Here is a 19,905-nt window from a genome sequence, read left to right as displayed (position 1 = left end):
ACGCACTCTAACTAACCAAAGACTATGAGTATTAAAGAGAATATACTTTATTTTGATCAGCAGCTGCGCCAGACACCATGCCGCTTAGTGGCAGTTTCCAAAACTCATCCTGTAGAGCGCATTCAAGAGGCTTATGATGCGGGGCATCGCATTTTTGGAGAAAACAAAGTGCAAGAGCTAGTTGATAAATATGCACAACTGCCACACGATATTAACTGGCACCTGATCGGCCACTTACAGACAAACAAAGTAAAATATATAGCTGAGTTTATCGACACCATCCAATCTGTAGATAGCCTGAAACTGCTGATTGAGATAAATAAACGCGCAGAAATGTTTGGCCGAACACTGCCTATCAATTGTATGCTTCAGATAGCCATCGCTGATGAAGAGACGAAGTATGGCATGTCGTGTGAAGAAGCAGAAGCATTGCTTGCTTCAGAGGAATACAGGCAAATGAAACACATCAGCATTACGGGTGTGATGGGTATCGCAACAAATACTGATAACGAGTCTCAACTACGGCAGGAATTCCAAAATTTACGGAGCTGTTTTGATAGACTCAAGTCGACTTATTTCTTTGCCAGTGATTATTTTAAGGAGATTTCTATGGGAATGACTTCTGACTGGGCTTTGGCCGTAGCTGAAGGCAGTACCATGATCAGGGTAGGCAGCGGCATTTTCGGAGCACGGGACTACAGCAAAACATAGCAGCTGATCACTTTCGCTAGCGCAGCTTATTAATGCTGTCCCAGCGGAAGAGCATCTCGATATTATCAAATCATTATTAATCTGCTTCCGGCTTTCTAAATACAGCGCAGTAAGTCAAATTTGATTTTTGATACCATCGCTGCTCATGAACACGCTATACAAGACTTCCCTGCTTTTATGTCTGCTGTTATCCTGCTGCAAACCGTCTGATATGGCCAAGTCTACATCCTCTGATACAGGAGTTCCTGCTTTTGATACGCAGGGGCATCGGGGCGCACGGGGTTTAGCACCCGAAAATTCCTTACCTGCCATGTTAAAAGCAGTAGAGTTAGGAGTTACAACCTTAGAAATGGACGCACATATTAGCCGTGACGGGCAGGTGCTGCTATCACATGAGCCCTTCATAAATGCGGAACATGAGTTGCTGGCTACAGGAGAGGATATCCCTAAGCAAGATGCTGCTAAGTATATTCTCTACCAGTTGCCTTACAATCATATTAAAGCTTTTGATACTGGGTCTAAATTCTACGCAAAATTCCCGAAACAGCAGCTGCAGAAAACTTATAAGCCCTTGCTTTCAGAGGTTATAGACTCGGTACAGCAGTATATTCATCAGCACCAGTTACAACAGGTGTTTTATAACATCGAGACAAAATCTGCACCAGACGGAGATGGCAAATATCATCCTGCACCAGAGGAATTTGTAGATTTGATTATGGCTGTTATCAAAGAAAAAGATATTCTGCCTTATGTAATTATACAGTCCTTTGATCCACGTACGCTGGAAGTACTGCACTCAAAATATCCTGCTGTTAAAACAGCCCTTCTTGTAGAGAATATGCATGGGCTTGATAAAAATCTTGCTCGTTTAAGCTTCACCCCTACCATTTACAGCCCGTACTATAAGCTGGTTACTCCTGCCATGGTAGCTGCAACACAGCGCTTGGGTATAAAGCTGATTCCATGGACGGTAAACGATCTACAGGATATGAAGCGGCTAAAGACTATGGGTGTGGACGGCATTATTTCTGATTACCCTAACCTGTTTCAGGAGCTTTAAAAGCAGTGGTGGTAAAATCCAATTGCACATTTATCTGTAGAATTGATTACTTTGCTAAGAAATCATCTAATTCACCTAAAGATTAATTACTATGACAGAGCATGCCGAAGAAATCGAAAAGCAATATAAAACTTTTGTTCAGCGTGTTGTAGAAACAGGAGAAGTGTGGGGGCTTACCCAAGACGATACGTGGGCTACTTCCAGCTCTTCAGAATTCGAAGACACAGAAGTTATACTTTTTTGGTCTGAAAAAGAAGGAGCCGCTGCCTGTGCCGAAGATGAATGGAAGAGCTATACAACCGAATCAATCTCACTGGTAGAATTTTTGGAGAACTGGTGCGTAGGCATGTATGGCGATGAACTTCTGGTTGGCGCCAACTGGGACACCAACTTAATTGGTAAAGAGGCTGAGCCACTTGTAGTTGCCCTTGATGTAGTATCGCAGTTAAAAGCAGCAGGAAAAACGCTGGAGTTTACGCAATACGATAGCCAGGAAGAGTTTGAGCAGCAGGTTATTGAGGCTTTAGAAGCAGAATAATATAGCTGGACCTACACCTGAATTTGGAAGTAGCCCAACTAGTTAGCGCAATTTTTCATACCTGCATGCCTTCTAAGCTGCAGGGCATTTTACTGCATGTGGAATCTGGTGTAGCTATATATAGCCTACCTGAACAAGCACTAATCGTATTAACGTGACCCAAAAAATTATACTTCTTATAGCAAGCGCATTAGGCGGACTGACAGTAGCCATCGGTGCTTTTGGTGCGCACGCGCTAGCTCCCATGCTACAGGCTTCTGGCCGTACAGATACATTTGAAACTGCTGTAAAATACCAGATGTATCATACGCTGGCTTTACTGGCTGTAGGGCTTCTGCTGTTTAAAGTGGAGCAGCCGGCACTACAGGTTGCTGCCTGGTGCTTTTTTCTGGGCATACTTATTTTCTCTGGCTCCCTCTATACCTTATGCGCTACAGGAATCACGTGGCTGGGCGCTATCACACCTATAGGTGGCGTTTTGCTAATTGTAGGCTGGGGTGCCTTATTCTATGCAATCGCAAAGGCTTTCTAAGCATTATGTTTGAAATGAGAAGCAGTAGGTATAATTTTTTACCTGCCGCTTCTATTTTGCATACCTTAAGCTTTAAAATTAGTTCATTTATATGTCCTAAACAGAAAGAGCGGCTCCTATATCAGGAGCCGCTCTTTCTGTTTAGGAATTCTGCTTTATTTATTGGGCACTAGCAGTAGTTTTCGTTTTGATATCTGTTACGATATATACATATTTTGCACCTTCGGCAGCGTTAGAGTGTACCGTGATAGCTTTTTTCTGCTGACCAAGTTTACCGGCACTATTAAATTTAGCCGTAACAAAACCAGTTTTACCAGGCATTACTGGCTCTTTAGACCAAGCTGGCGTAGTACAACCGCAAGTAACATCAACGCGATCGATTACAAGTGGCTGTGTTCCTGTGTTTTTGAATTTGAACGTATGCTCCACTACATCACCTTGTGTGATGTCACCAAAGTTAAACTCAGTTTCTTCGAAAGTAATGGCCGGGCCATTTTTAGCCTGCTCCTGTGGGGCAGATGCTTTTGGTTTTTCCTGAGCTACAGCACCACCAGCTATAAGGCCGGCAAAAGCAAAAGATAGGAGTAATTTTTTCATCTTATAAAAAGGTTATGGTTACAGCAATAGCACTTATACTTGACTTACATCAAAAACGATGCAAATTAATATTTTCTTTTGTCAGTCAACTAATAAATGTTGGTTAAAGTTCAGCAAATAAAGCTCTTCTGATGAGCGGGTAATCGCGGTATAAAGCCATCTGGCAAATTCTTCGTTCACCATCTCATCTTTCAGGTACCCCTGATCAACAAAAACAGCAGGCCACTGCCCACCTTGTGCCTTGTGGCAGGTAAGAGCATAGGCAAATTTTACCTGCAAGGCATTTAAATAAGGGTTCTTCTTCAGCTCTTTGCTTCGCTCCTTCTTTGTCTTGATGTCCTGGTAATCCTGCAGCACTTCTTCATACAGCTTCTTGGTTTGATCTGCCGGTAGCGCAGGAGCATCTGTATAAAGAGTATCCAACATAATCTTCACCTCTTCTTCCTGTGCCTCTGGATAATCAACAAAGCGTATACGTATATCTGCAAACCGAAAGCCATACATATCTTCGAAGCGAATAATCTTTGTTACCTCCACAAAATCTCCGTTAGCCATAAAACCTATGTCCGAATCTTTTGCCAGCCAGAAATAGTTGTTCCGAACAATCATCAGGTAATCCCCCACGCCCAGCTCGTCTTCTGAGAAAAAAATGGTGCGCCGTATGTGCTGGTTATACTGGTTAGCTGTTTTATTGGAACGGCAAATTACAATTGTATTTTCTGTGCCAAACTTATCATATGCATAGCGTAAGCCGTCTTCCAGCTTTTCTCCTGTCATCTTATAGATATCGCGCCAACCACGGGTAAACAGCTTAATATCTATAGGCTCCTGCTTCATGCGGTCACGCAGCTGAGTGGCATTCATCAAAATACCTGATGACTCGGCCTGCCGCATTACATGGCGCAATTCTATTTGCTGCACATGGCAGCGCTGCTTGTGCTTCATATACTCCTCATCCAGCGACGGACTTAAAGCCTGCCCCACCGGTGGCAACTGGGCTGTGTCTCCAATCAAGAGCAGCTTGTTATTCTTCTTATCAAACACGAACTGAAGGAGGTCCTGTAATAAGCCGTTCTGTCCAAAGCTACTTTCATCAGAGATCATGGATGCCTCATCTATAATGTAAATAGTATGATCTGCTTTGTTCGGCTGGCGTGTAAAAGAAAGCCCTTCCGAAAAAGGATTGGAAGTCTGTCGATAGATTTTTTTATGTATCGTATGGGCGGAGCGGCCACTGTAGCTGGACATCACCTTGGCAGCACGTCCCGTCGGGGCTAGCAGCACATACTTGTAACCAAATTGATTTAATATTTTAACAAGGGAAGTAACGACGGTAGTTTTTCCAGTACCGGCATATCCTTTTATCAAAAACACCTGCCGCTCGTCAGTCTTATTAAGTATAAACTCATCAAGTTTAGCAAAAAGCTTCGCCTGGTCCTCTGTTGGTTCAAAAGGAAAACTATTTCTTAAAGCTTCTACCGGGCGCATTTTATTTTTAATTAAGAATGATGAATTAAGAATTACAAATGGGTGAAAATAGCTTGCAAGAAAGCCTTCAACTCAGCACTCATGACTCAGAACTCGTGACTCTGCTCGTAATGTCTTCAGGGCTAATAGTAGCCATGGTGGCAGATGCTTTGGCAATAAGCAGCGGCTCTTCATTTCCTTTTACAATGTATATTTCTGATTCACAAAAGTTAAGCTTCCGCCCAGGCTTTAGCACATATCCTTTTGCCAGCAGCTTATCTCCTACTCCCGGATGAAAGTAAGACACTTTTATTTCAGCTGTAACCATATGATGATCTTTTGGCACCAGGCTAACAGCAGCAAAGCCTGCTACAATATCTGCTAGTGTTGCGGTAACTCCCCCATGTGTAAATCCTTTGTGCTGCAGATGATGGGGTTCTAATACTAATTCACCCTCTATCTTACCGACTTCTATTTTTGTTACGTTAAAGCCCATAAGCTTCATGAAGCCCTGTCGTTCCAGCTTTAAACGTATGTCTTTTTCAAAATCTGGATTATACGTCTTAATCATTCTGTAAATTTACGACCAAAACACGAGTATACCCAACCAACATGCCAGACCTAAATCCGAATGCCCTTCCGTATGCCGATAAACTGCGTGTGCGAGTGTGCGGCATCTGTATCAAAGAAGATAAGTTATTACTGGTTCGCCACTCCAACACAATTGATAACAAAGCTTTTTGGGCACCTCCCGGTGGTGGTATTGAGTTTGGTGAAACAATGCACCAGGGGCTGAAGCGGGAGATGCTGGAGGAAACAGGCTTGCAGGTACAAGTTTGCCGGTTTCTTTTTGTAAATGAGTATGTTAACCCTCCGCTTCACGCTGTGGAGTTCTTTTTTGAGGTTGCTGTAGAAGCAGGCGAAATAATTACCGGCACTGATCCGGAAGTAACGCCGGAAAAGCAGCTGATAGAAGAAACCTGCTGGCTTAGTGTCAGAGAAATTCAAAAGTTGCCTACTTCTGATAAGCACAAGTCGCTGTGGTATCTGTTTTCGCTGGACGACTTGCTGGGCATGAAGCATAATTTCATCGCTTAAGCCAGGCTTTGCTGCCATTTGGCATATTTTTTTTATACTTGCAGTAGGTCGGATAATCCGGCCAAAGCTTTTTCAAGACGTCAGCATACTTTGAATACCATCAATACACACTACAGGCTTTCTTACCAGATCCAGGATGAGGCGTTCTCGCTTTCGCAGGCGGCCCAATGCCATCTATACATATCGTTAAGTCAAAAAGCTATCCGCCTGGCCGTAGCCGATACGGCACGGAACAAATTTGTAGTGCTGGAAGATTATGAGCTGATCACCGTATTCACTCCTCTGCAGGTAGCAGAGCAACTTCGCCTGATTGCGCAGGAAAATACTTTTTTGCAAAGTTCAGATTGGGGTTTGGTTCGCGTAGCTGTTAGCAACCAGCAGTTTACCCTGGTTCCGGAAACCCTTTACGATCCCAGCCACCAGTTCGATTACCTGCGGCTGCACGCAGAATTGAACCCGCTGCAAGACGTGGTCTTCACCTATCGCCATAGTGGTCTGGAAGCCATCAACATATTTGCCGTTGATACTGGTGTTCAGCAGGCCATGCAAGACCTATTTCCTGCTCAAAACCTGCAATACATACACCAGACAAGTGCTCTGATACGAAGTATACTACATGTAACCCCGCGTACCACCCTGCGAAGTATGTATGCCTTTGTGGAGCGGAACCTTGTTACTCTGCTAGTAGTAGGTCCTGCAGGATTGGAGTTTTGCAATGTGTTTCATTATGCCAGCCCTGAAGACTTTATCTACTTCATTATATTTGTAATGCAGGAGCAGAAGATGAATCCGGAACAGGAAACGCTGACCATCTGGGGAGACATTACGCATGATTCTTCTCTATTTAATATTCTGCAAAAGTATATTCGGCAGATAAAATTAGGCAGAAGGCCCGCTGACATGGATTACAGCTATAAATTCGATAATGTGTTCGAGCATCGCTATTTCGAGCTCTATAGCCTTCACCTCTGTGAGTAAATGCGGTTTTCAGTAACAGAACATCATGTTCTCTGTTATCGGACCAGAGACTTTAGTTCTTTAATAAGCTATAAAACACTCCGTATAAACAATTCAGTTATCCAACCTTGAAACTATGAAAAGAATTGCGCTTTTTCCTGGCTCTTTCGATCCGTTCACAAACGGGCACTACGATGTGGTAATGCGTGGGGCTAAGCTATTTGATGAAGTGATTGTAGCCATTGGTAATAACAGCAGTAAGCAGCGCTATATTCCTGTTGATAAAATGCTTCAGGTAATGAAGAAACTGTTTGAGGGACATGCCAATATTAAGGTACAAGAGTTCAAAGGGTTAACAGCTGAGTTCGCACGTGAGTCTGGGGCTAACTTCCTGCTGCGTGGCCTGCGCAATACCACTGACTTTGAGTATGAGAATACCATTGCACAGGCCAATCGTCATGTAAACAAGGAGCTGGAAAGCGTATTCCTAATCACATCACCGCAATTAGCCGCCATCAGCTCAACTATTATTCGCGAAATTCATCGCTTTGGTGGTAACGTAGATGAATTTATACCTTTCCAGTTTTCAGAGATTGCAGATAGTGTCTGATAACGAAGGCAATAGAAGTATAAGCCTTTGGTAAAACCTCAAGCACTTCCTCAGGTGTCATCCAGCGTACTTCTTCGATAAACTCCTCTGCTTGCGGCTTCATCAGGCTGTCATCCGTACAGTTCATCAAGAACCAGCTGGTCTTCTTCAGAATCTTTTTACCCTTGAAGGCATAAGAATGCCAGGTTTTAGGCAACTTGTCCAGCACTTCTACCTGTATGCCACACTCCTCCTCTACCTCTCTAAGAGCACCGGCCTCCACTTCTTCCTTTTTCTCCAGCTTGCCTTTAGGTAAATCCCAAACGCCCAGGCGGTACATCATCAGAATTTTACCGTCTTTGATTACAAGGCCACCGGCTGCTTTCACTATTTTAAACTGATCTTTCAGGTGATCAATCAGCTTGTTCTTTTTGTCTGTTACCAGCGTTAGAGAGCGCAGCTTTTTCAGTTTCTTTACTTCCATCAAGCGTATCAGTCTATCGATCAGCTCAACATCAGCATCTTTAAAAAGCACATCACCTATAAGGTCTTTAGAAGTAAAATGTTCGCCCGACTTGATAACAAGATCATAGTCATGCTTATATACCTTCTCTTTCGCTTTTTTGAGGATCAGTGGAATATCGTTAATAAAAACGTTCATGTGGTTTAGGTGCTTAGGATGATACACTAAGTTTACAAAACAAGAAATAAATAGCGGTAATGAAAACATGTTCCCTGAAAAAGAACGACTTTTTATGTAAATTCGGCCATGCAATCTACGACAACAGCACATCAGGTAGCCTCTTTCCTGCTGGAAACAGAGGCCGTAAAGCTTAGGCCAGATCAACCCTTCAAATGGAGCAGCGGCTGGAACTCCCCTATATACTGCGATAATCGTGTTACGCTTTCGTTTCCGTACATACGCAGTTATATAAAACAGCAGCTAGCCGAATCAATAAAAACTCATTTTCCGGAAGCCGATGCCATTGCAGGCGTCGCAACCGCAGGTATAGCGCAAGGTGCGTTGGTTGCTGATTTACTGGAGATGCCCTTCTTGTACGTGCGTCCGGAGCCAAAGAAACACGGCATGGGAAATCAGATTGAAGGCCGTTTACTGGAAGGACAGAAAGTAGTACTGGTAGAAGACCTTATCTCTACCGGAGGCAGCTCCTTAAAAGCAGCCGAGGCCGTAAAAGCCGCTGGTGCTGACGTAATAGGCATGGCAGCCATCTTTACGTATGGATTTGCTTTGGCGCAGGAGAACTTCAATAAAGCAGGCATCCCATTGCATTGCCTGAGCGATTACAACGCCTTAGTGGAAGCAGCAGCAGAGCATGGCTACATTGCAGCATCTGCTATGGATACGTTAGCAGACTGGCGTAGATCTCCTGAAACCTGGGGAATTTAGTTTCCCTTAGACTCTTCTGAAAGTTCATCATTGAAGCGCAAGCGGATGAATTTCATACAGCATCTCAAATAAGCTATGTATAAGTAGATGCCATTTTATGCACCTGCTTTTTTATACTTTTCAGCTCGTAAAAAAGTACATGTTAAAGGCTTTTATAAGCAAGAACTCGGACAAATTTAGCTTAAGCTATTTAGTCCTCCTGAAAGGATCTTGTTGATAGAGTGCCCCTCCCCACGCAATTCGCAGAAGCGTAACTACCGGGGGAAGGGACACTATACTTCTACCGGGCTTCTTACACAATAACAGGTATTTAGTATGCTTTAAGCTAATTTCATCCCTATACTCAGGAAGCTAAGTATAGGGATGAAATTAGCTTAAAGCATACACCCTTTGTTTCTGAAATTCGATTGATTACATGTAACAGCTGTAGCTGGTACGATCAAGTATAATAGGTACTTAGAGTGACTAGTACCGCTTTAGAATTCATCTTTTCCGAGCATAAGAGATATACTACGGCGGATCAAGTATAAACCCTTTCCCTCTCAACTAGTAAAACAGCAAGAATCAAACATACACAAAATGAAGATAGGTCTGCTCTCCGACACCCACTCCTATATAGATGATCAGATAATGAGGCTCTTAACAGGCTGTGATGAAATCTGGCATGCCGGTGACTTTGGAAGTATAGAAGTATCAGATAGATTACAGGAAATAGCACCTTTGCGCGGTGTTTATGGCAACATGGATGGGCAGGACATCCGCCAGGTTCACCCAAAGGTGCAGCGGTTTGATGTAGAAGGCCTTGACGTGCTGATGACGCATATAGGAGGCTACCCGGGTAAATACCATCCGGACGTACGTGACATCATCAAAGAAAACCCGCCCAAGCTGTACATAACGGGCCACTCACACATACTGAAAGTTATGTCAGATAAGAACCTGAACAACCTGTTGCACATTAATCCGGGTGCAGCTGGCAAACATGGTTTTCATAAAATCAGAACTATGGTGCGCTTTAGTGTGGAGGCAGGACTGGTAAAGGACCTGCAGGTAATAGAGCTGGGCAAACGGGCATGAAAAAAAGTGTGCTCGCCTTGGCAAACACACTTGAAGTCTTTGGTTAGTAAGCCGCCGCCATTTGCTTATTAATAGCAGCGGCAGATGGTCTTACTAAAGGTGCTAAAAAACGACTATTCAGCAGCAGCAGTTTCTTCTGTAGCTGGTTTGTTTTTAGGAGCTTCACCGAACTGAGCTCTCAGCTCGTCCATATCAACATTTTTGATTACTGGTGTTAACAAAAGCTGCTTAATTCTAGCTACTTTGTTGTTTGCTCTAGCCTTATTTTTGCGATCTTTTCTTTTTAATCTAGTAACTCCCATCGTTGCAATAATTTAATTTGAACGGCAAAAGTAAGTTTTTAATTTTACAAAGTAAAGCATTTTAGAAAGCAAATTGATGATTCAGAAGATAGATTTACGATCCGACACCGTTACCAAGCCAACACCGGCTATGCTCGATGCCATGTTTGCCGCTCCTGTTGGAGATGATGTGTATGGAGAAGACCCAACCATTAATGCGCTGGAAGAAAAGGCCGCAGCCTTATTTGGCATGGAGGCAGGCCTCTTCTGCCCTTCCGGCACCATGACTAATCAGATAGCCATTAAAGTACACACGGCCCCCTTAACAGAGGTTATTTGCGATATCTCAGCTCACATCCATCAGTACGAAGGAGGTGGCATTGCCTTTAACTCAGCAGCCTCTACGGCACTTGTACATGGTGAACGCGGAAAAATGACTCCGCAACAGGTAGAGGCGCATATTCGTCCGCTCGACAACATTCACTTTCCGGAGACGAAGTTAGTAGCTTTGGAGAACACCTGTAACAAGGGCGGTGGCGCTTTTTACACATTAGCGGAGATAGCAGCTATTTATGAAGTATGCAAGCGGCACAACCTGGCGCTGCACCTGGATGGAGCGCGCGTATTCAATGCCTTAGCTGCATCAGGCGACCAAGCAAGCGACTACGGTTTATACTTTGACAGTATCTCGATCTGCTTATCGAAAGGCTTGGGCGCTCCCGTTGGTTCTGTTCTGTTAGGTAGCAAAGATTTCATTAAGAGAGCCCGAAGAATCCGAAAAGTCTTGGGTGGAGGAATGCGGCAGGCTGGTTATCTGGCTGCCGCCTGCATGTATGCGCTCGACAACCACGCAGAGCGCCTGCAAGACGATCACCGGAAGGCTAAAGAACTGGAGCAAGTACTTCTACAGTCTGATTACGTGGAGAGCGTACTGCCCGTTGAAACAAACATTGTCATCTTTAAACTCAACAACAGGTATACAGATGCGGCCTTTGTACAGGCTCTTGCCCAGCAAAATATACTGGCATCCAGCTTTGGACCGCAAATGATCCGATTTGTAACGCACCTTGATGTTACAGACGACATGCAGCAAAATTTAGTACAAGTTCTCCAAAGTCTGAATGAGCAGGAAGTGCCTGCTTAATACAACATATTAATTCATATGTTAAGCATAAAAATGGTGTTTGTAGCTCTTAAGCACCATTTTCTGCTTAACCCTTAGTTCTATGCCATGACTGAACCTGTTGCTTTTCCTGACCAGAATGTAATGACCGTACTGGCCAAAGACCCTGTTATTTATAAAATCATACAGGAAGGGCAGCCGTTAAAATCTTCCCGTTCTGAAGACTTGTACTTTAAGCTGGTAGGATCTATTGTATCACAGCAGCTAAGCACCAAAGTAGCTGCTGTGATTTTCAGACGATTCAACGAATTATTTCCAGATGCTTACCCACACCCCCACTTAGTTTTAGCGGCATCAGATGAAACGCTGCGTAGTGCAGGGTTATCATCTCAGAAAATGGGCTACATCCGAAATGTGGCAGCTTTTGCTGCTGATGGAAATATGGAACATGCTGTGATTGATGCCATGGAAGACGAGGCGCTTATCAAACACTTGACCCAAATTAAAGGTGTAGGCAGATGGACTGTAGAAATGCTGTTGATGTTTGCCTTGGAAAGGCCTGATGTTTTTCCGGTAGATGACTTGGGAATACAAAATGCTATGAAGCGACACTATAGGCTCGATTTGAAAGGGAAAGAGCTCAAGCTGAAAATGCAGGAGATTGCTGCTAACTGGAAGCCATACCGCACCATTGCCAGTAAATACCTGTGGCAGTCGCTGGACAATGTGCCGGATTAACGGGTTTTCTCTTATACCTCCTTTTGCTTTTCCTTCGCCACGCGTTTCAGCATCTTCAGTACATGCTCCTCTGTTGGTGAGAGGTGCTGCGTACTAGACGCCTCTACATCATGCCGCTTCAGATAAGTAAGTAATTTATCTTCTTTAAACAGGTTTACCACCTCTGGGTGTATGTAGTATTTGCTGCAGACGGTTGGTGTATTACCTAAACTTTTGGCTACCTGCTTTACAGCTTCTCTAATGCTTTTGTCTTTTGATTGCTCTGGTTGTAATTCCAGCACATCCTCCAGGCATTCAACCATCTTAACTGTTCCTCCCCAGGTTCTGAAATCCTTTGCTGTAAAATCCAGGTCGGTAGCTTCGTGCAGATACTCGTTTATATCTCCGGATTCAATCGTATGCCGCTCCCCATCTTCATCAAAATACTGAAAAAGATCATACCCGGGAATATCCTTGCATTTCTTTACAAGGCGGGCCAGCCGACGATCCTTTACGTCGATCTCATGCTCTACCCCTTTTTTGCCCTTGAAAGAGAATTTAATGTTGCTGCCGTCAATTTTTACGTGCTTATCGCGCAAAGTGGTAAGGCCATAAGATTTGTTTGATTTGGCGTAGTGGCGGTTACCTATTCTAATCAAAGCATTATCCATAAGCGAAAGAACTACAGCCGTAACCTTTCGTTTATTTAAGCTTCTGGATGAAATATCGTGCTCTATCCGCTCGCGAAGCTTAGGAAGGTGCTCTCCGAACTCAATCATGCGCCCAAACTTAGTCAGGTTGCGAGCCACCTGCCACTGCGGGTGATACATGTACTGTTTTCGTCCCTTTTCATCCCGGCCTGTTACCTGCAGATGCCCTTTAGGAGATTTACAAATCCATACATCTTCCCAGGCTGGCGGAATAACCAGAGACTTCAGGCGCTCCAGTTTCTTCTCATCGTCTATACGCTCCCCTTTCTCATCCAGAAAAGTGAAACCTTTGCCTGCCTTTTTACGGGTATAGCCGGGTCTGTCATCTGATGTATAACGTAAGCCTGCCAGTTCAGCAGATTTGCTGGGGTCAGCATATAGTTCGTGTAGTTCTTGTCTCTTTCCCATCTTCTGAGGCCTCGTGTTTTACCTCCTGCACTACATACTCCCTAATTGCTCAAAAGTTGTGCAATTGAGCAGGGTAAATATGGAATAGCTATATGACTAAAGTTACTCCCTCACTCTTATCTCAACAATTTTTATACTTCAAGCTTTCTGCTTTATCTTTACGGTATTCATCTAAAACACCAGAAGTAAATTATGCATAAGAATATCTCCTACCTCTATGCCTTTTTCGGGTTCTTTATGTTGGCTTGTGGTGTAGTGGCCGTTGATTTGGCTGGCGAACAGGCCATGACAGCTTTAATAACAGGTGCAGCAGGTGGATTGATTGGCTTAACGGCAGGTCATTTTCTGAACCGTGGCAAGCGCTGGGGCTTTTTACTAGGCACCATTGAGGCAGGCTTGCTAACGCTTATTTTAGGTTGGCGTTCTGCAACATATTTCTCTCAACTGCTAAACCTTATTCAGCAACCGCATAGTATAGATACTACCGAAACAGCCGGTATGGCGTTTTTGCTAACTACGGCCATGCTTGTCATCGCACTTCTCACCCTATCCGTTTCTGTGATGTTTGCTAAACAGGTAATAAAAGAGACACGGTAACCTCAGGTATAGGTTAGATTTTTTCTTCAGATCAATCATAAAAAAAGCCATTGATAGTCAATGGCTTTTTTTAGTTAAAGGGCTATTATGAAGGCAAGTCATACCATGCTGCAACCCTGCCTGCCACAGGCAACGTAAAGCATTGGGCAACGCAGCGAAGGTACTAGACCACCTGCTATACAACAGAAGCAGGTGCTTACGTTGCTACAGAACAACTACAAACACATGAAAAGACTGAATATCTTACCCTGTTTCTTTTTGGCAACAGCCTGTATGTTATTACTAAGCAGTTGTGAGGATAATGACGGAGTTCTCTTCTCTACGCAAGATGATATAAACCTAGGGCAGCAGGTTGCACACGAGGTAGACTCCACTTATAAAGCCAAAGGGCAACTACTAGACCGCAGCAATAGTAACGCCAATGTGCAGAAGGCTTATCAAAACCTGGACCGCATCGTAAACCGTATCCTTAATTCAGGCGAGGTAAAGTATAAGCAGGAATTTAACTGGACAGTGAAGATCATCAAGGACGATGAAACACTGAATGCCTTTGCCACTCCTGGCGGTAATATCTATGTTTTTACAGGCTTGATAAAGTTTCTAGAGGACGAAGACCACTTTGCAGGCGTATTGGCGCACGAAATAGCACATGCCGATAAGCGCCATAGTATAAAGCAGTTGCAACGCGATTATGGCATAGCCTTGCTTTTATCTGTAGCCTTAGGGAATGACCCAGGTACGCTTAAGCAAATTGCAGCACAGCTTTCAGGTTCTTTGGCAGGTCTTAAGTTTAGCCGCGATGCAGAAACAGAAGCCGATGAGACTTCTGTAAGGTACCTGGGTGCAACAAATCACTACGCCTGCGATGGGGCAGCTGGATTTTTTGTTAAACTGGAGCAGGATTCGCAGCAAGGTGCACCTCCAGAATTCCTTAGTACCCACCCCAGCCCGGATAACAGAATTGCGCATATACAGCAGCTGGCAAAGGATCGCAATTGCCGCACCGCCTCTGCTGCTGACACAGACTTTCAACAGCTTAAAAGCGCTCTTGGCCTATAAAACATGAAATGCCTGCCCTAGACCAGCAGGCATTAATTTTTAAAGTATAGCACCATGAAAAATATCAAACATAAAGTAACAAACACCATACTAAAGGGAGAAGAAAAGCTAGACCTGCTCACCTTTCAGCTTAAAAACAAATTAGGGCTTAATAATCCGCTGCAGATTGTTGCTTACCGCAGCTACGGAACCCCTACCAGGTTGTATGTAAAAGGTCGTGTGCTGGTTGATAAAAGGATTGCCCGATCAGAAGAGAATGATACCACCTGGGAGAACCTCTTGAACATGTACCGCCGCTTTGAAAGCGATGAAATACCCAATGCCCGACTAATGTTAAAGCTACAGGGTAAAGAGCATGTGATTACAACAGATGTAGAAGGCTATTTTGTAATGAACCTGCAACCTGAGTCTCCGCTGCAATTAGATGATATATGGCATGAAATTGAAATAGAACTCATTGATGCTCCGGTAAAAAACTTTGCTCCAGGCATAAAAGAAACTACCCATGTGCTGGTGCCGCCGCCGGATGCGGAGTATGGTGTGATTTCTGACATAGATGATACTATTGTAAGAACAGGGGCTACCAGCTTATTGCAGACGGGCAGAAACGTTCTGTTGAACAATGCCCACAGCAGAATTCCTTTTCACGGAGTTTCGGAGTTTTATCGCTCTTTGCAGCTAGGCCGAAACGGAAAGCGTAACAACCCTTTTTTTTATGTGAGCAGCAGCCCCTGGAACAGCTATGATTTACTCTACCATTTCCTGGAGCTGAACGAAATCCCACAGGGCCCCCTCCTGCTGCGCGACTTCGGTATTGATGAAAAGAAGTTTCTGCAATCAGACCACATGAGCCATAAGTATAAAGAGATTGAGAACATACTAATTACCTATCCGAAACTAAATTTTATACTTATTGGAGATAGCGGGCAAGCTGATGCTACTATTTACCGCGAAGTAGTAGAGAAACACCCTGGTCGGGTAATGGCGATCTATATTCGGGATGTTAATATAGAAAGGAGAGCACAAGCGGTAACCACCATTGCCGATGAACTCAAGAAGGAAGGTGAAGTGGAGATGGTGCTTGTAAAGAATACCGCCGCCGCCGCTGCCCATGCAGCCGATTGTGGCTTTATCTACCAGGACAAAGTAGCTGATGTAGAACAAGAGGCAGCAGTAGACGAGGAAGGAGACTTATAGTACAGCTGCATGGCAATATTAAAAAGAGTAGAATGATTTTTTTTGACTATATTAATGTGATCCATTCACCTGCAACTTCTCTTTTATATGTCAAAGTCATTCAACATTTCTCTAAAAGAGCCTTGCAAGGAGGACTTTAGCAACTTTGTGCCAACAGAGAAAGGAGGCTATTGTAACAACTGCCACAAAGAAGTTGTTGATTTTACTCAGATGTCTCAGAAGCAACTGTTTGCATACTTTACTGAAGAAAACAGAAAAACCTGTGGCAGGTTCCGTGCCGAACAGCTTGGTTTTTTAAATGAAGGGCAAGGGCGTATATGTAAATTATCCACTTTACTTGCTGCTTCGGTAGGTATACTTGCTGCTATAATTTCTCTTCCCACAAAAGCAGCACCAAAGCTGAACGTTGCTTCTATTATAGCAGCTTCCACTAAATCAGATGCGAAATCACCAGTGCTATCAGATTCCTTAAGGCAGGTTAGCGGCAGAATTGTACATACCGATGAACTGCTTCCACTAGCAGGTGTAGCCATACTTCTTAAAGGTACACAGACAGGCACAGCAACTGACGCTGATGGTAGATTTACATTAGTTCTACCTGCAGCTGATTTACCTAAGGCCACCTTAATTATCAGGTATATCGGATTTACAACTCTTGAAAAAGAGATAAGCAACAAGCAATCGTTATACTTGGGTGACATAAGTTTAAAAGTGGAAGACATGCTGTTAGGTGAAGTTGTGATAGTAAAACAGTGGACACCTAGGAGCCTGGGGTATAAGTTAAGAAATGTGTTCCGCTAAAAGCTGTCAGTCTAAATAGAACCTCGCCTTTCAGCAGAGTTTCCATGCCTTTTTTAACACAGAGCTTGTAAAATTTTTTTACTTATATTTTTTGAATGCTACTTTCCCTGTCCACAACCCGGCTTTCCCTGCAACTGGTGGAGCTTAGTGATTTAAATGATGTTCACGCCTTACACGCACTCCCTGAAACAGATGAATTTAATACCTTAGGAATACCTGAAGATATTGAACAGACAAAGCAAATTCTTCAGAGTTGGATAGCAGCATCCGACGCAATCACTAATAAAGCATACACTTTTTCTATAAGAGACAAAGGCACTAAGTCTTTTGTTGGTCTGGTAGCTCTGAAACTTGGAAGCGAGAAGTATAACCGTGGTGAAGTATGGTATAAGCTGCACGTTGCTCATTGGGGAAAAGGATATGCAACAGAGGCTTTAAAAGCCGTACTTAAGTATGGCTTTGAGATTTTAGAACTTCATCGCATAGAAGCTGGTTGCGCTGTAGCTAACACGGCTTCTATCCGGGTACTTGAAAAAGTAGGTATGGCTAAAGAAGGACGCAAAAGAAAGGTGCTGCCACTTAAGAGCGGCTGGTCTGATAATTTTGAGTTTGCTATACTGGAAGAGGACTGGAACTCAGTAAATTTATAACAAATTATTTATCCGTTTCGGAGCATGTATAACTCATATTTTTGTGCTGCGTTTATTTAAGACATGAGCAGAGCATTTGTAAAAGAAGATGATTCCGGAGACCCACCTATCATACCACCACGCGCAGCTTTACCTCCTGGTGCCACCAACTATGTCACACCACTAGGGCTGGAGCAACTGCGAGAAGAGTTTTCGGATCTGGAGGCCGAAAGGGCTGCCGTTGAAGCGAACCATGAAGATGAGGCAAACCGCACCCGTCAACTCACTATTCTTAACGGCAGGTTGAGTGCTCTTTCTTCCCGGTTAGCCAGCGCTCGCGTCATCGATTTGAAAAGTCAGCCTGTAAACGAGGTAAGGTTTGGTGCAACGGTCATGTTACACACTTTAGGTGGCAGCAAAAAAACAGTAAGGAAGTTCCAGATAGTTGGTGTAGATGAAGCCTCTATTGAATCCGGCAAAATAAGTTATATGGCTCCTATTGCACATGCTGTAATAGGGGCAAAAACTGGTGAAATAGTGAAACTAAAGATGGGCCGAATTGAAGAGGATGTGGAAGTTGTAAGTATAACCTATGCCGGCTGACCCTCCTCCTGTCACTTTTTAGCTGGAATGGTCAGCTATAATTTTCCATCCTGCCGGAAAATACTGTAAGATGATGGAGAAATGGCCTTCTAGATCACCCTTAGAGGCTTCTCGCTTCAGGTGCCACTTGCCTACTACTAACATGGTTTCAGGAGAAAGCTGGCGCATTTCTTTTAGATCAAACTGCAACTCTCCCATGGCAGCAGTGTCAGGATAGCCGCGCTTATAGTTGTCAAGCGTTGGTTGCCAGCCATAGGTTAGGCCGCGGGAGCCCACAAACAAAAGCGAATCAGACTTCCAGTAGCCTTGCATATAGCATTCTAAGTCTCCCCGACTCCAGCAGTTTGCCTGCTCCTCCAGCACCTGGCGCACTGCTGCTTTGGCGCTTGCTGGGCTTTGCGTGTGCTGCTTTGGCGCACACGCTGTAGCAAGTATAAATACAAAGCATACGATACTGAAGAAGCTATTTCTCATCTTTCTGCGGTAAAATTTTGTCTATGTATGTTGTGCCGCCTAACCTGCGCATCGCCTGCGCAATACGTCCGCGGCGGGTGCGCACATAGCTGGAAGGTTTGTTTGCTGAATACCTGATGGGGTTAGGTAGAACTGCTGCCAGCAAAGCAGCCTGCTGCCGACCTACTTCACTAGCGGGTTTATTAAAGAACTTTTGAGAAGCAGCCTCAACACCAAAAACTCCATCTCCCATTTCTGCTATGTTCAGGTATACTTCCATAATGCGCTCCTTACCCCAAAGTACTTCTATCAAAACAGTAAAATAAGCTTCCACGGCTTTCCGGAAATAGCTGCGCCCGTGCCACAGGAATACATTTTTGGCAACCTGCTGGCTGATGGTGCTGCCGCCTCGTATATTCCCACCCTTGTTGTTTCTCTTAAAAGCATCCCAAATAGCATTGAAGTCGAAGCCGCTGTGCTGCAAAAACAGCTGATCTTCAGAAGCTACTACAGCCAACGGAAGCTGAGGCGACATTTCCTCCAGCGAAACAAATGTATAGCTAATTTCAGGATTTTCTTTTTCTGCCGTACCTGCTTCTGCACGCCTTTGTACCATATGTAGAGTAGCCGGCGGAGCAACCCATCTGTACAAAAGCACCCATACTATACTTATCAGGAAAAGGCTTAGCATCAGCTTCAAGAAAAGTAGCCAAACAGCCTTCCATCCCAAACGTTTTTTAGCCATTTTAAAAACTTATTTTATGGCCGCAAAGGTAAGCAGTTTGTAACATTTTCCTACTGCTATAGTGCCTGCTTACCTCAACAAGCGTATAGCCATACGCGTACCTCTATACTGGCAAAGTATTGACTCCTACAGTAAAACAAATGCGCAATCTTAGCATTATTAGAAGTAGACTGCTGTTTTAAAACCAACGTTATGACTAAATACCTCCCGCTTTTCCCTTTAAGTATTGTTGTATTTCCTGGTGAGAAATTAAATCTACACGTATTTGAGCCCCGTTATAAACAGCTGGTGCTCGAGTGCATCGAAAATGATGTAACGTTTGGTATACCTACCTACATTCAGGATGGCGTAGGCTTGTTCGGTACAGAAATGAAATTGCTGAACATAGAGAAAAAGCATCCGAATGGTGAGATGGACATAAGAACACAAGCACTAGGTATATTTAAGATTCTGCGTTTTGACCGCATGGCTCCCGGCAGACTTTACGCCGGAGGAGAAGTTGAAATGGTTAAAAACAAAGATGATGAAGATATTATAGTTAAATTACA

At 43.9% G+C, this 19,905-nt stretch carries 26 protein-coding genes; 18 read left to right on the top strand and 8 right to left on the bottom strand.

The features are described from left to right. Nucleotides 1-24: 24 nt before the first annotated feature. The 4 genes from ACFQ2O_RS02545 (at nucleotide 25) to ACFQ2O_RS02530 (ending at nucleotide 2,841) form a co-directional block, all read left to right on the top strand. A complete protein-coding gene (locus tag ACFQ2O_RS02545) occupies nucleotides 25-711 on the top strand; it encodes a YggS family pyridoxal phosphate-dependent enzyme (protein WP_377522665.1) in 687 nt (228 codons plus the stop codon). Nucleotides 712-922: 211 nt separating this feature from the next. Further along, nucleotides 923-1,771 (top strand): glycerophosphodiester phosphodiesterase family protein, encoded by an 849-nt coding sequence (locus tag ACFQ2O_RS02540; protein ID WP_377522663.1) that lies wholly within the window; start codon nucleotides 923-925, stop codon nucleotides 1,769-1,771. Between the two features lie 91 nt (nucleotides 1,772-1,862). After that, entirely contained in the window at nucleotides 1,863-2,309 is a 447-nt protein-coding gene (locus ACFQ2O_RS02535) for a DUF2750 domain-containing protein (protein ID WP_377522662.1), read from the top strand. A gap of 154 nt (nucleotides 2,310-2,463) precedes the next feature. Next, nucleotides 2,464-2,841, top strand: a complete 378-nt coding sequence (locus tag ACFQ2O_RS02530; RefSeq protein WP_377522661.1) for a DUF423 domain-containing protein — start codon at nucleotides 2,464-2,466, stop codon at nucleotides 2,839-2,841. 159 nt (nucleotides 2,842-3,000) lie between these two features. Here ACFQ2O_RS02530 and ACFQ2O_RS02525 read toward each other — a convergent pair whose 3' ends face one another. The 3 genes from ACFQ2O_RS02525 to ACFQ2O_RS02515 form a co-directional block, all read right to left on the bottom strand. Further along, nucleotides 3,001-3,438 carry a DUF1573 domain-containing protein gene (locus tag ACFQ2O_RS02525; RefSeq protein ID WP_377522660.1) on the bottom strand — a complete coding sequence of 146 codons (438 nt, stop codon included), beginning with the start codon at nucleotides 3,436-3,438 and terminating at the stop codon, nucleotides 3,001-3,003. Nucleotides 3,439-3,519: 81 nt separating this feature from the next. Further along, entirely contained in the window at nucleotides 3,520-4,926 is a 1,407-nt protein-coding gene (locus ACFQ2O_RS02520; RefSeq protein ID WP_377522659.1) for an ATP-dependent DNA helicase, read from the bottom strand. Nucleotides 4,927-5,005: 79 nt separating this feature from the next. Continuing rightward, on the bottom strand, nucleotides 5,006-5,476 hold the full coding sequence (locus tag ACFQ2O_RS02515; RefSeq protein ID WP_377522657.1) for a PaaI family thioesterase: 471 nt from the start codon (nucleotides 5,474-5,476) through the stop codon (nucleotides 5,006-5,008). A 41-nt stretch (nucleotides 5,477-5,517) separates the two neighbouring features. On the opposite strand from ACFQ2O_RS02515, the gene ACFQ2O_RS02510 reads away from it, so the two are divergent. From ACFQ2O_RS02510 to coaD, 3 genes are all read left to right on the top strand, one after another. Next, nucleotides 5,518-6,003 carry an NUDIX domain-containing protein gene (locus ACFQ2O_RS02510; protein ID WP_377522654.1) on the top strand — a complete coding sequence of 162 codons (486 nt, stop codon included), beginning with the start codon at nucleotides 5,518-5,520 and terminating at the stop codon, nucleotides 6,001-6,003. A gap of 90 nt (nucleotides 6,004-6,093) precedes the next feature. Continuing rightward, the gene (locus tag ACFQ2O_RS02505) at nucleotides 6,094-6,981 is read left to right on the top strand and encodes a DUF3822 family protein (RefSeq protein WP_377522652.1); all 888 of its coding nucleotides are present in this window, start codon (nucleotides 6,094-6,096) and stop codon (nucleotides 6,979-6,981) included. A 115-nt stretch (nucleotides 6,982-7,096) separates the two neighbouring features. Further along, entirely contained in the window at nucleotides 7,097-7,570 is a 474-nt protein-coding gene (gene coaD / locus ACFQ2O_RS02500; protein ID WP_377522651.1) for a pantetheine-phosphate adenylyltransferase, read from the top strand. On the opposite strand, the gene ACFQ2O_RS02495 is transcribed toward coaD, so the two are convergent. Then, nucleotides 7,530-8,210, bottom strand: a complete 681-nt coding sequence (locus ACFQ2O_RS02495) for an NUDIX hydrolase (RefSeq protein ID WP_377522650.1) — start codon at nucleotides 8,208-8,210, stop codon at nucleotides 7,530-7,532. The two genes, coaD and ACFQ2O_RS02495, sit on opposite strands and share 41 nt — an antisense overlap. Before the next feature lie 108 nt (nucleotides 8,211-8,318). Here ACFQ2O_RS02495 and pyrE point away from each other — a divergent pair, with 108 nt between their 5' ends. After that, on the top strand, nucleotides 8,319-8,957 hold the full coding sequence (pyrE, locus tag ACFQ2O_RS02490; RefSeq protein ID WP_377522649.1) for an orotate phosphoribosyltransferase: 639 nt from the start codon (nucleotides 8,319-8,321) through the stop codon (nucleotides 8,955-8,957). 579 nt (nucleotides 8,958-9,536) lie between these two features. Continuing rightward, on the top strand, nucleotides 9,537-10,034 hold the full coding sequence (locus ACFQ2O_RS02485) for a metallophosphoesterase family protein (protein WP_377522645.1): 498 nt from the start codon (nucleotides 9,537-9,539) through the stop codon (nucleotides 10,032-10,034). 113 nt (nucleotides 10,035-10,147) lie between these two features. On the opposite strand, the gene ACFQ2O_RS02480 is transcribed toward ACFQ2O_RS02485, so the two are convergent. After that, nucleotides 10,148-10,336, bottom strand: coding sequence for a hypothetical protein (locus tag ACFQ2O_RS02480; RefSeq protein ID WP_377522644.1), 189 nt, complete (start codon nucleotides 10,334-10,336; stop codon nucleotides 10,148-10,150). 76 nt (nucleotides 10,337-10,412) lie between these two features. Between ACFQ2O_RS02480 and ACFQ2O_RS02475 the strand changes: the two genes are divergently transcribed. Both ACFQ2O_RS02475 and ACFQ2O_RS02470 read left to right on the top strand, forming a co-directional pair. Beyond that, the gene (locus tag ACFQ2O_RS02475; protein WP_377522642.1) at nucleotides 10,413-11,459 is read left to right on the top strand and encodes a threonine aldolase family protein; all 1,047 of its coding nucleotides are present in this window, start codon (nucleotides 10,413-10,415) and stop codon (nucleotides 11,457-11,459) included. Nucleotides 11,460-11,546: 87 nt separating this feature from the next. Next, on the top strand, nucleotides 11,547-12,176 hold the full coding sequence (locus tag ACFQ2O_RS02470; protein ID WP_377522640.1) for a DNA-3-methyladenine glycosylase family protein: 630 nt from the start codon (nucleotides 11,547-11,549) through the stop codon (nucleotides 12,174-12,176). A gap of 11 nt (nucleotides 12,177-12,187) precedes the next feature. On the opposite strand, the gene ACFQ2O_RS02465 is transcribed toward ACFQ2O_RS02470, so the two are convergent. Further along, complete coding sequence (locus ACFQ2O_RS02465) at nucleotides 12,188-13,273, bottom strand: DNA topoisomerase IB (protein ID WP_377522638.1); 1,086 nt, start codon at nucleotides 13,271-13,273, stop codon at nucleotides 12,188-12,190. 192 nt (nucleotides 13,274-13,465) lie between these two features. Here ACFQ2O_RS02465 and ACFQ2O_RS02460 point away from each other — a divergent pair, with 192 nt between their 5' ends. The 6 genes from ACFQ2O_RS02460 (at nucleotide 13,466) to ACFQ2O_RS02435 (ending at nucleotide 18,159) form a co-directional block, all read left to right on the top strand. Further along, entirely contained in the window at nucleotides 13,466-13,870 is a 405-nt protein-coding gene (locus ACFQ2O_RS02460; RefSeq protein ID WP_377522637.1) for a hypothetical protein, read from the top strand. A gap of 273 nt (nucleotides 13,871-14,143) precedes the next feature. Continuing rightward, nucleotides 14,144-14,929 carry a M48 family metalloprotease gene (locus tag ACFQ2O_RS02455; RefSeq protein WP_377522635.1) on the top strand — a complete coding sequence of 262 codons (786 nt, stop codon included), beginning with the start codon at nucleotides 14,144-14,146 and terminating at the stop codon, nucleotides 14,927-14,929. A gap of 54 nt (nucleotides 14,930-14,983) precedes the next feature. Beyond that, the gene (locus ACFQ2O_RS02450) at nucleotides 14,984-16,126 is read left to right on the top strand and encodes an App1 family protein (protein ID WP_377522633.1); all 1,143 of its coding nucleotides are present in this window, start codon (nucleotides 14,984-14,986) and stop codon (nucleotides 16,124-16,126) included. A gap of 87 nt (nucleotides 16,127-16,213) precedes the next feature. Then, a complete protein-coding gene (locus ACFQ2O_RS02445; protein ID WP_377522631.1) occupies nucleotides 16,214-16,927 on the top strand; it encodes a carboxypeptidase-like regulatory domain-containing protein in 714 nt (237 codons plus the stop codon). Nucleotides 16,928-17,022: 95 nt separating this feature from the next. Next, complete coding sequence (locus ACFQ2O_RS02440; protein WP_377522629.1) at nucleotides 17,023-17,577, top strand: GNAT family N-acetyltransferase; 555 nt, start codon at nucleotides 17,023-17,025, stop codon at nucleotides 17,575-17,577. Nucleotides 17,578-17,640: 63 nt separating this feature from the next. Next, the gene (locus ACFQ2O_RS02435; protein ID WP_377522627.1) at nucleotides 17,641-18,159 is read left to right on the top strand and encodes a GreA/GreB family elongation factor; all 519 of its coding nucleotides are present in this window, start codon (nucleotides 17,641-17,643) and stop codon (nucleotides 18,157-18,159) included. A gap of 18 nt (nucleotides 18,160-18,177) precedes the next feature. Here ACFQ2O_RS02435 and ACFQ2O_RS02430 read toward each other — a convergent pair whose 3' ends face one another. Then, nucleotides 18,178-18,633, bottom strand: coding sequence for a YybH family protein (locus ACFQ2O_RS02430; RefSeq protein ID WP_377522626.1), 456 nt, complete (start codon nucleotides 18,631-18,633; stop codon nucleotides 18,178-18,180). Further along, nucleotides 18,623-19,357: a monofunctional biosynthetic peptidoglycan transglycosylase gene (gene mtgA, locus ACFQ2O_RS02425; RefSeq protein ID WP_377522625.1), complete on the bottom strand. Its 735-nt coding sequence runs from the start codon at nucleotides 19,355-19,357 to the stop codon at nucleotides 18,623-18,625. The genes ACFQ2O_RS02430 and mtgA overlap by 11 nt, the downstream gene beginning before the upstream one ends. A gap of 192 nt (nucleotides 19,358-19,549) precedes the next feature. On the opposite strand from mtgA, the gene ACFQ2O_RS02420 reads away from it, so the two are divergent. After that, nucleotides 19,550-19,905, top strand: a 356-nt coding sequence (locus tag ACFQ2O_RS02420; RefSeq protein WP_377522624.1) for an LON peptidase substrate-binding domain-containing protein, incomplete at its 3' end; no start/stop codon positions are given.

The organism is Pontibacter rugosus, from assembly GCF_042678745.1.
GTDB lineage: Bacteria > Bacteroidota > Bacteroidia > Cytophagales > Hymenobacteraceae > Pontibacter > Pontibacter rugosus.
Note: the sequence above shows the minus strand (reverse complement) of the source record. Positions and strands in the feature narration are given on the sequence as shown.

Bases quoted from the DNA above. Each gene is read 5' to 3' on its own strand.
- ACFQ2O_RS02545 (WP_377522665.1), top strand. From the start codon at position 25: ATGAGTATTAAAGAGAATATACTTTATTTTGATCAGCAGCTGCGCCAG.
- ACFQ2O_RS02540 (WP_377522663.1), top strand. From the start codon at position 923: ATGGCCAAGTCTACATCCTCTGATACAGGAGTTCCTGCTTTTGATACG.
- ACFQ2O_RS02535 (WP_377522662.1), top strand. From the start codon at position 1,863: ATGACAGAGCATGCCGAAGAAATCGAAAAGCAATATAAAACTTTTGTT.
- ACFQ2O_RS02525 (WP_377522660.1), bottom strand. From the start codon at position 3,438: ATGAAAAAATTACTCCTATCTTTTGCTTTTGCCGGCCTTATAGCTGGT.
- ACFQ2O_RS02520 (WP_377522659.1), bottom strand. From the start codon at position 4,926: ATGCGCCCGGTAGAAGCTTTAAGAAATAGTTTTCCTTTTGAACCAACA.
- ACFQ2O_RS02515 (WP_377522657.1), bottom strand. From the start codon at position 5,476: ATGATTAAGACGTATAATCCAGATTTTGAAAAAGACATACGTTTAAAG.
- ACFQ2O_RS02510 (WP_377522654.1), top strand. From the start codon at position 5,518: ATGCCAGACCTAAATCCGAATGCCCTTCCGTATGCCGATAAACTGCGT.
- coaD (WP_377522651.1), top strand. From the start codon at position 7,097: ATGAAAAGAATTGCGCTTTTTCCTGGCTCTTTCGATCCGTTCACAAAC.
- ACFQ2O_RS02495 (WP_377522650.1), bottom strand. From the start codon at position 8,210: ATGAACGTTTTTATTAACGATATTCCACTGATCCTCAAAAAAGCGAAA.
- pyrE (WP_377522649.1), top strand. From the start codon at position 8,319: ATGCAATCTACGACAACAGCACATCAGGTAGCCTCTTTCCTGCTGGAA.
- ACFQ2O_RS02485 (WP_377522645.1), top strand. From the start codon at position 9,537: ATGAAGATAGGTCTGCTCTCCGACACCCACTCCTATATAGATGATCAG.
- ACFQ2O_RS02480 (WP_377522644.1), bottom strand. From the start codon at position 10,336: ATGGGAGTTACTAGATTAAAAAGAAAAGATCGCAAAAATAAGGCTAGA.
- ACFQ2O_RS02475 (WP_377522642.1), top strand. From the start codon at position 10,413: ATGATTCAGAAGATAGATTTACGATCCGACACCGTTACCAAGCCAACA.
- ACFQ2O_RS02470 (WP_377522640.1), top strand. From the start codon at position 11,547: ATGACTGAACCTGTTGCTTTTCCTGACCAGAATGTAATGACCGTACTG.
- ACFQ2O_RS02465 (WP_377522638.1), bottom strand. From the start codon at position 13,273: ATGGGAAAGAGACAAGAACTACACGAACTATATGCTGACCCCAGCAAA.
- ACFQ2O_RS02460 (WP_377522637.1), top strand. From the start codon at position 13,466: ATGCATAAGAATATCTCCTACCTCTATGCCTTTTTCGGGTTCTTTATG.
- ACFQ2O_RS02455 (WP_377522635.1), top strand. From the start codon at position 14,144: ATGTTATTACTAAGCAGTTGTGAGGATAATGACGGAGTTCTCTTCTCT.
- ACFQ2O_RS02450 (WP_377522633.1), top strand. From the start codon at position 14,984: ATGAAAAATATCAAACATAAAGTAACAAACACCATACTAAAGGGAGAA.
- ACFQ2O_RS02445 (WP_377522631.1), top strand. From the start codon at position 16,214: ATGTCAAAGTCATTCAACATTTCTCTAAAAGAGCCTTGCAAGGAGGAC.
- ACFQ2O_RS02440 (WP_377522629.1), top strand. From the start codon at position 17,023: ATGCTACTTTCCCTGTCCACAACCCGGCTTTCCCTGCAACTGGTGGAG.
- ACFQ2O_RS02435 (WP_377522627.1), top strand. From the start codon at position 17,641: ATGAGCAGAGCATTTGTAAAAGAAGATGATTCCGGAGACCCACCTATC.
- ACFQ2O_RS02430 (WP_377522626.1), bottom strand. From the start codon at position 18,633: ATGAGAAATAGCTTCTTCAGTATCGTATGCTTTGTATTTATACTTGCT.
- mtgA (WP_377522625.1), bottom strand. From the start codon at position 19,357: ATGGCTAAAAAACGTTTGGGATGGAAGGCTGTTTGGCTACTTTTCTTG.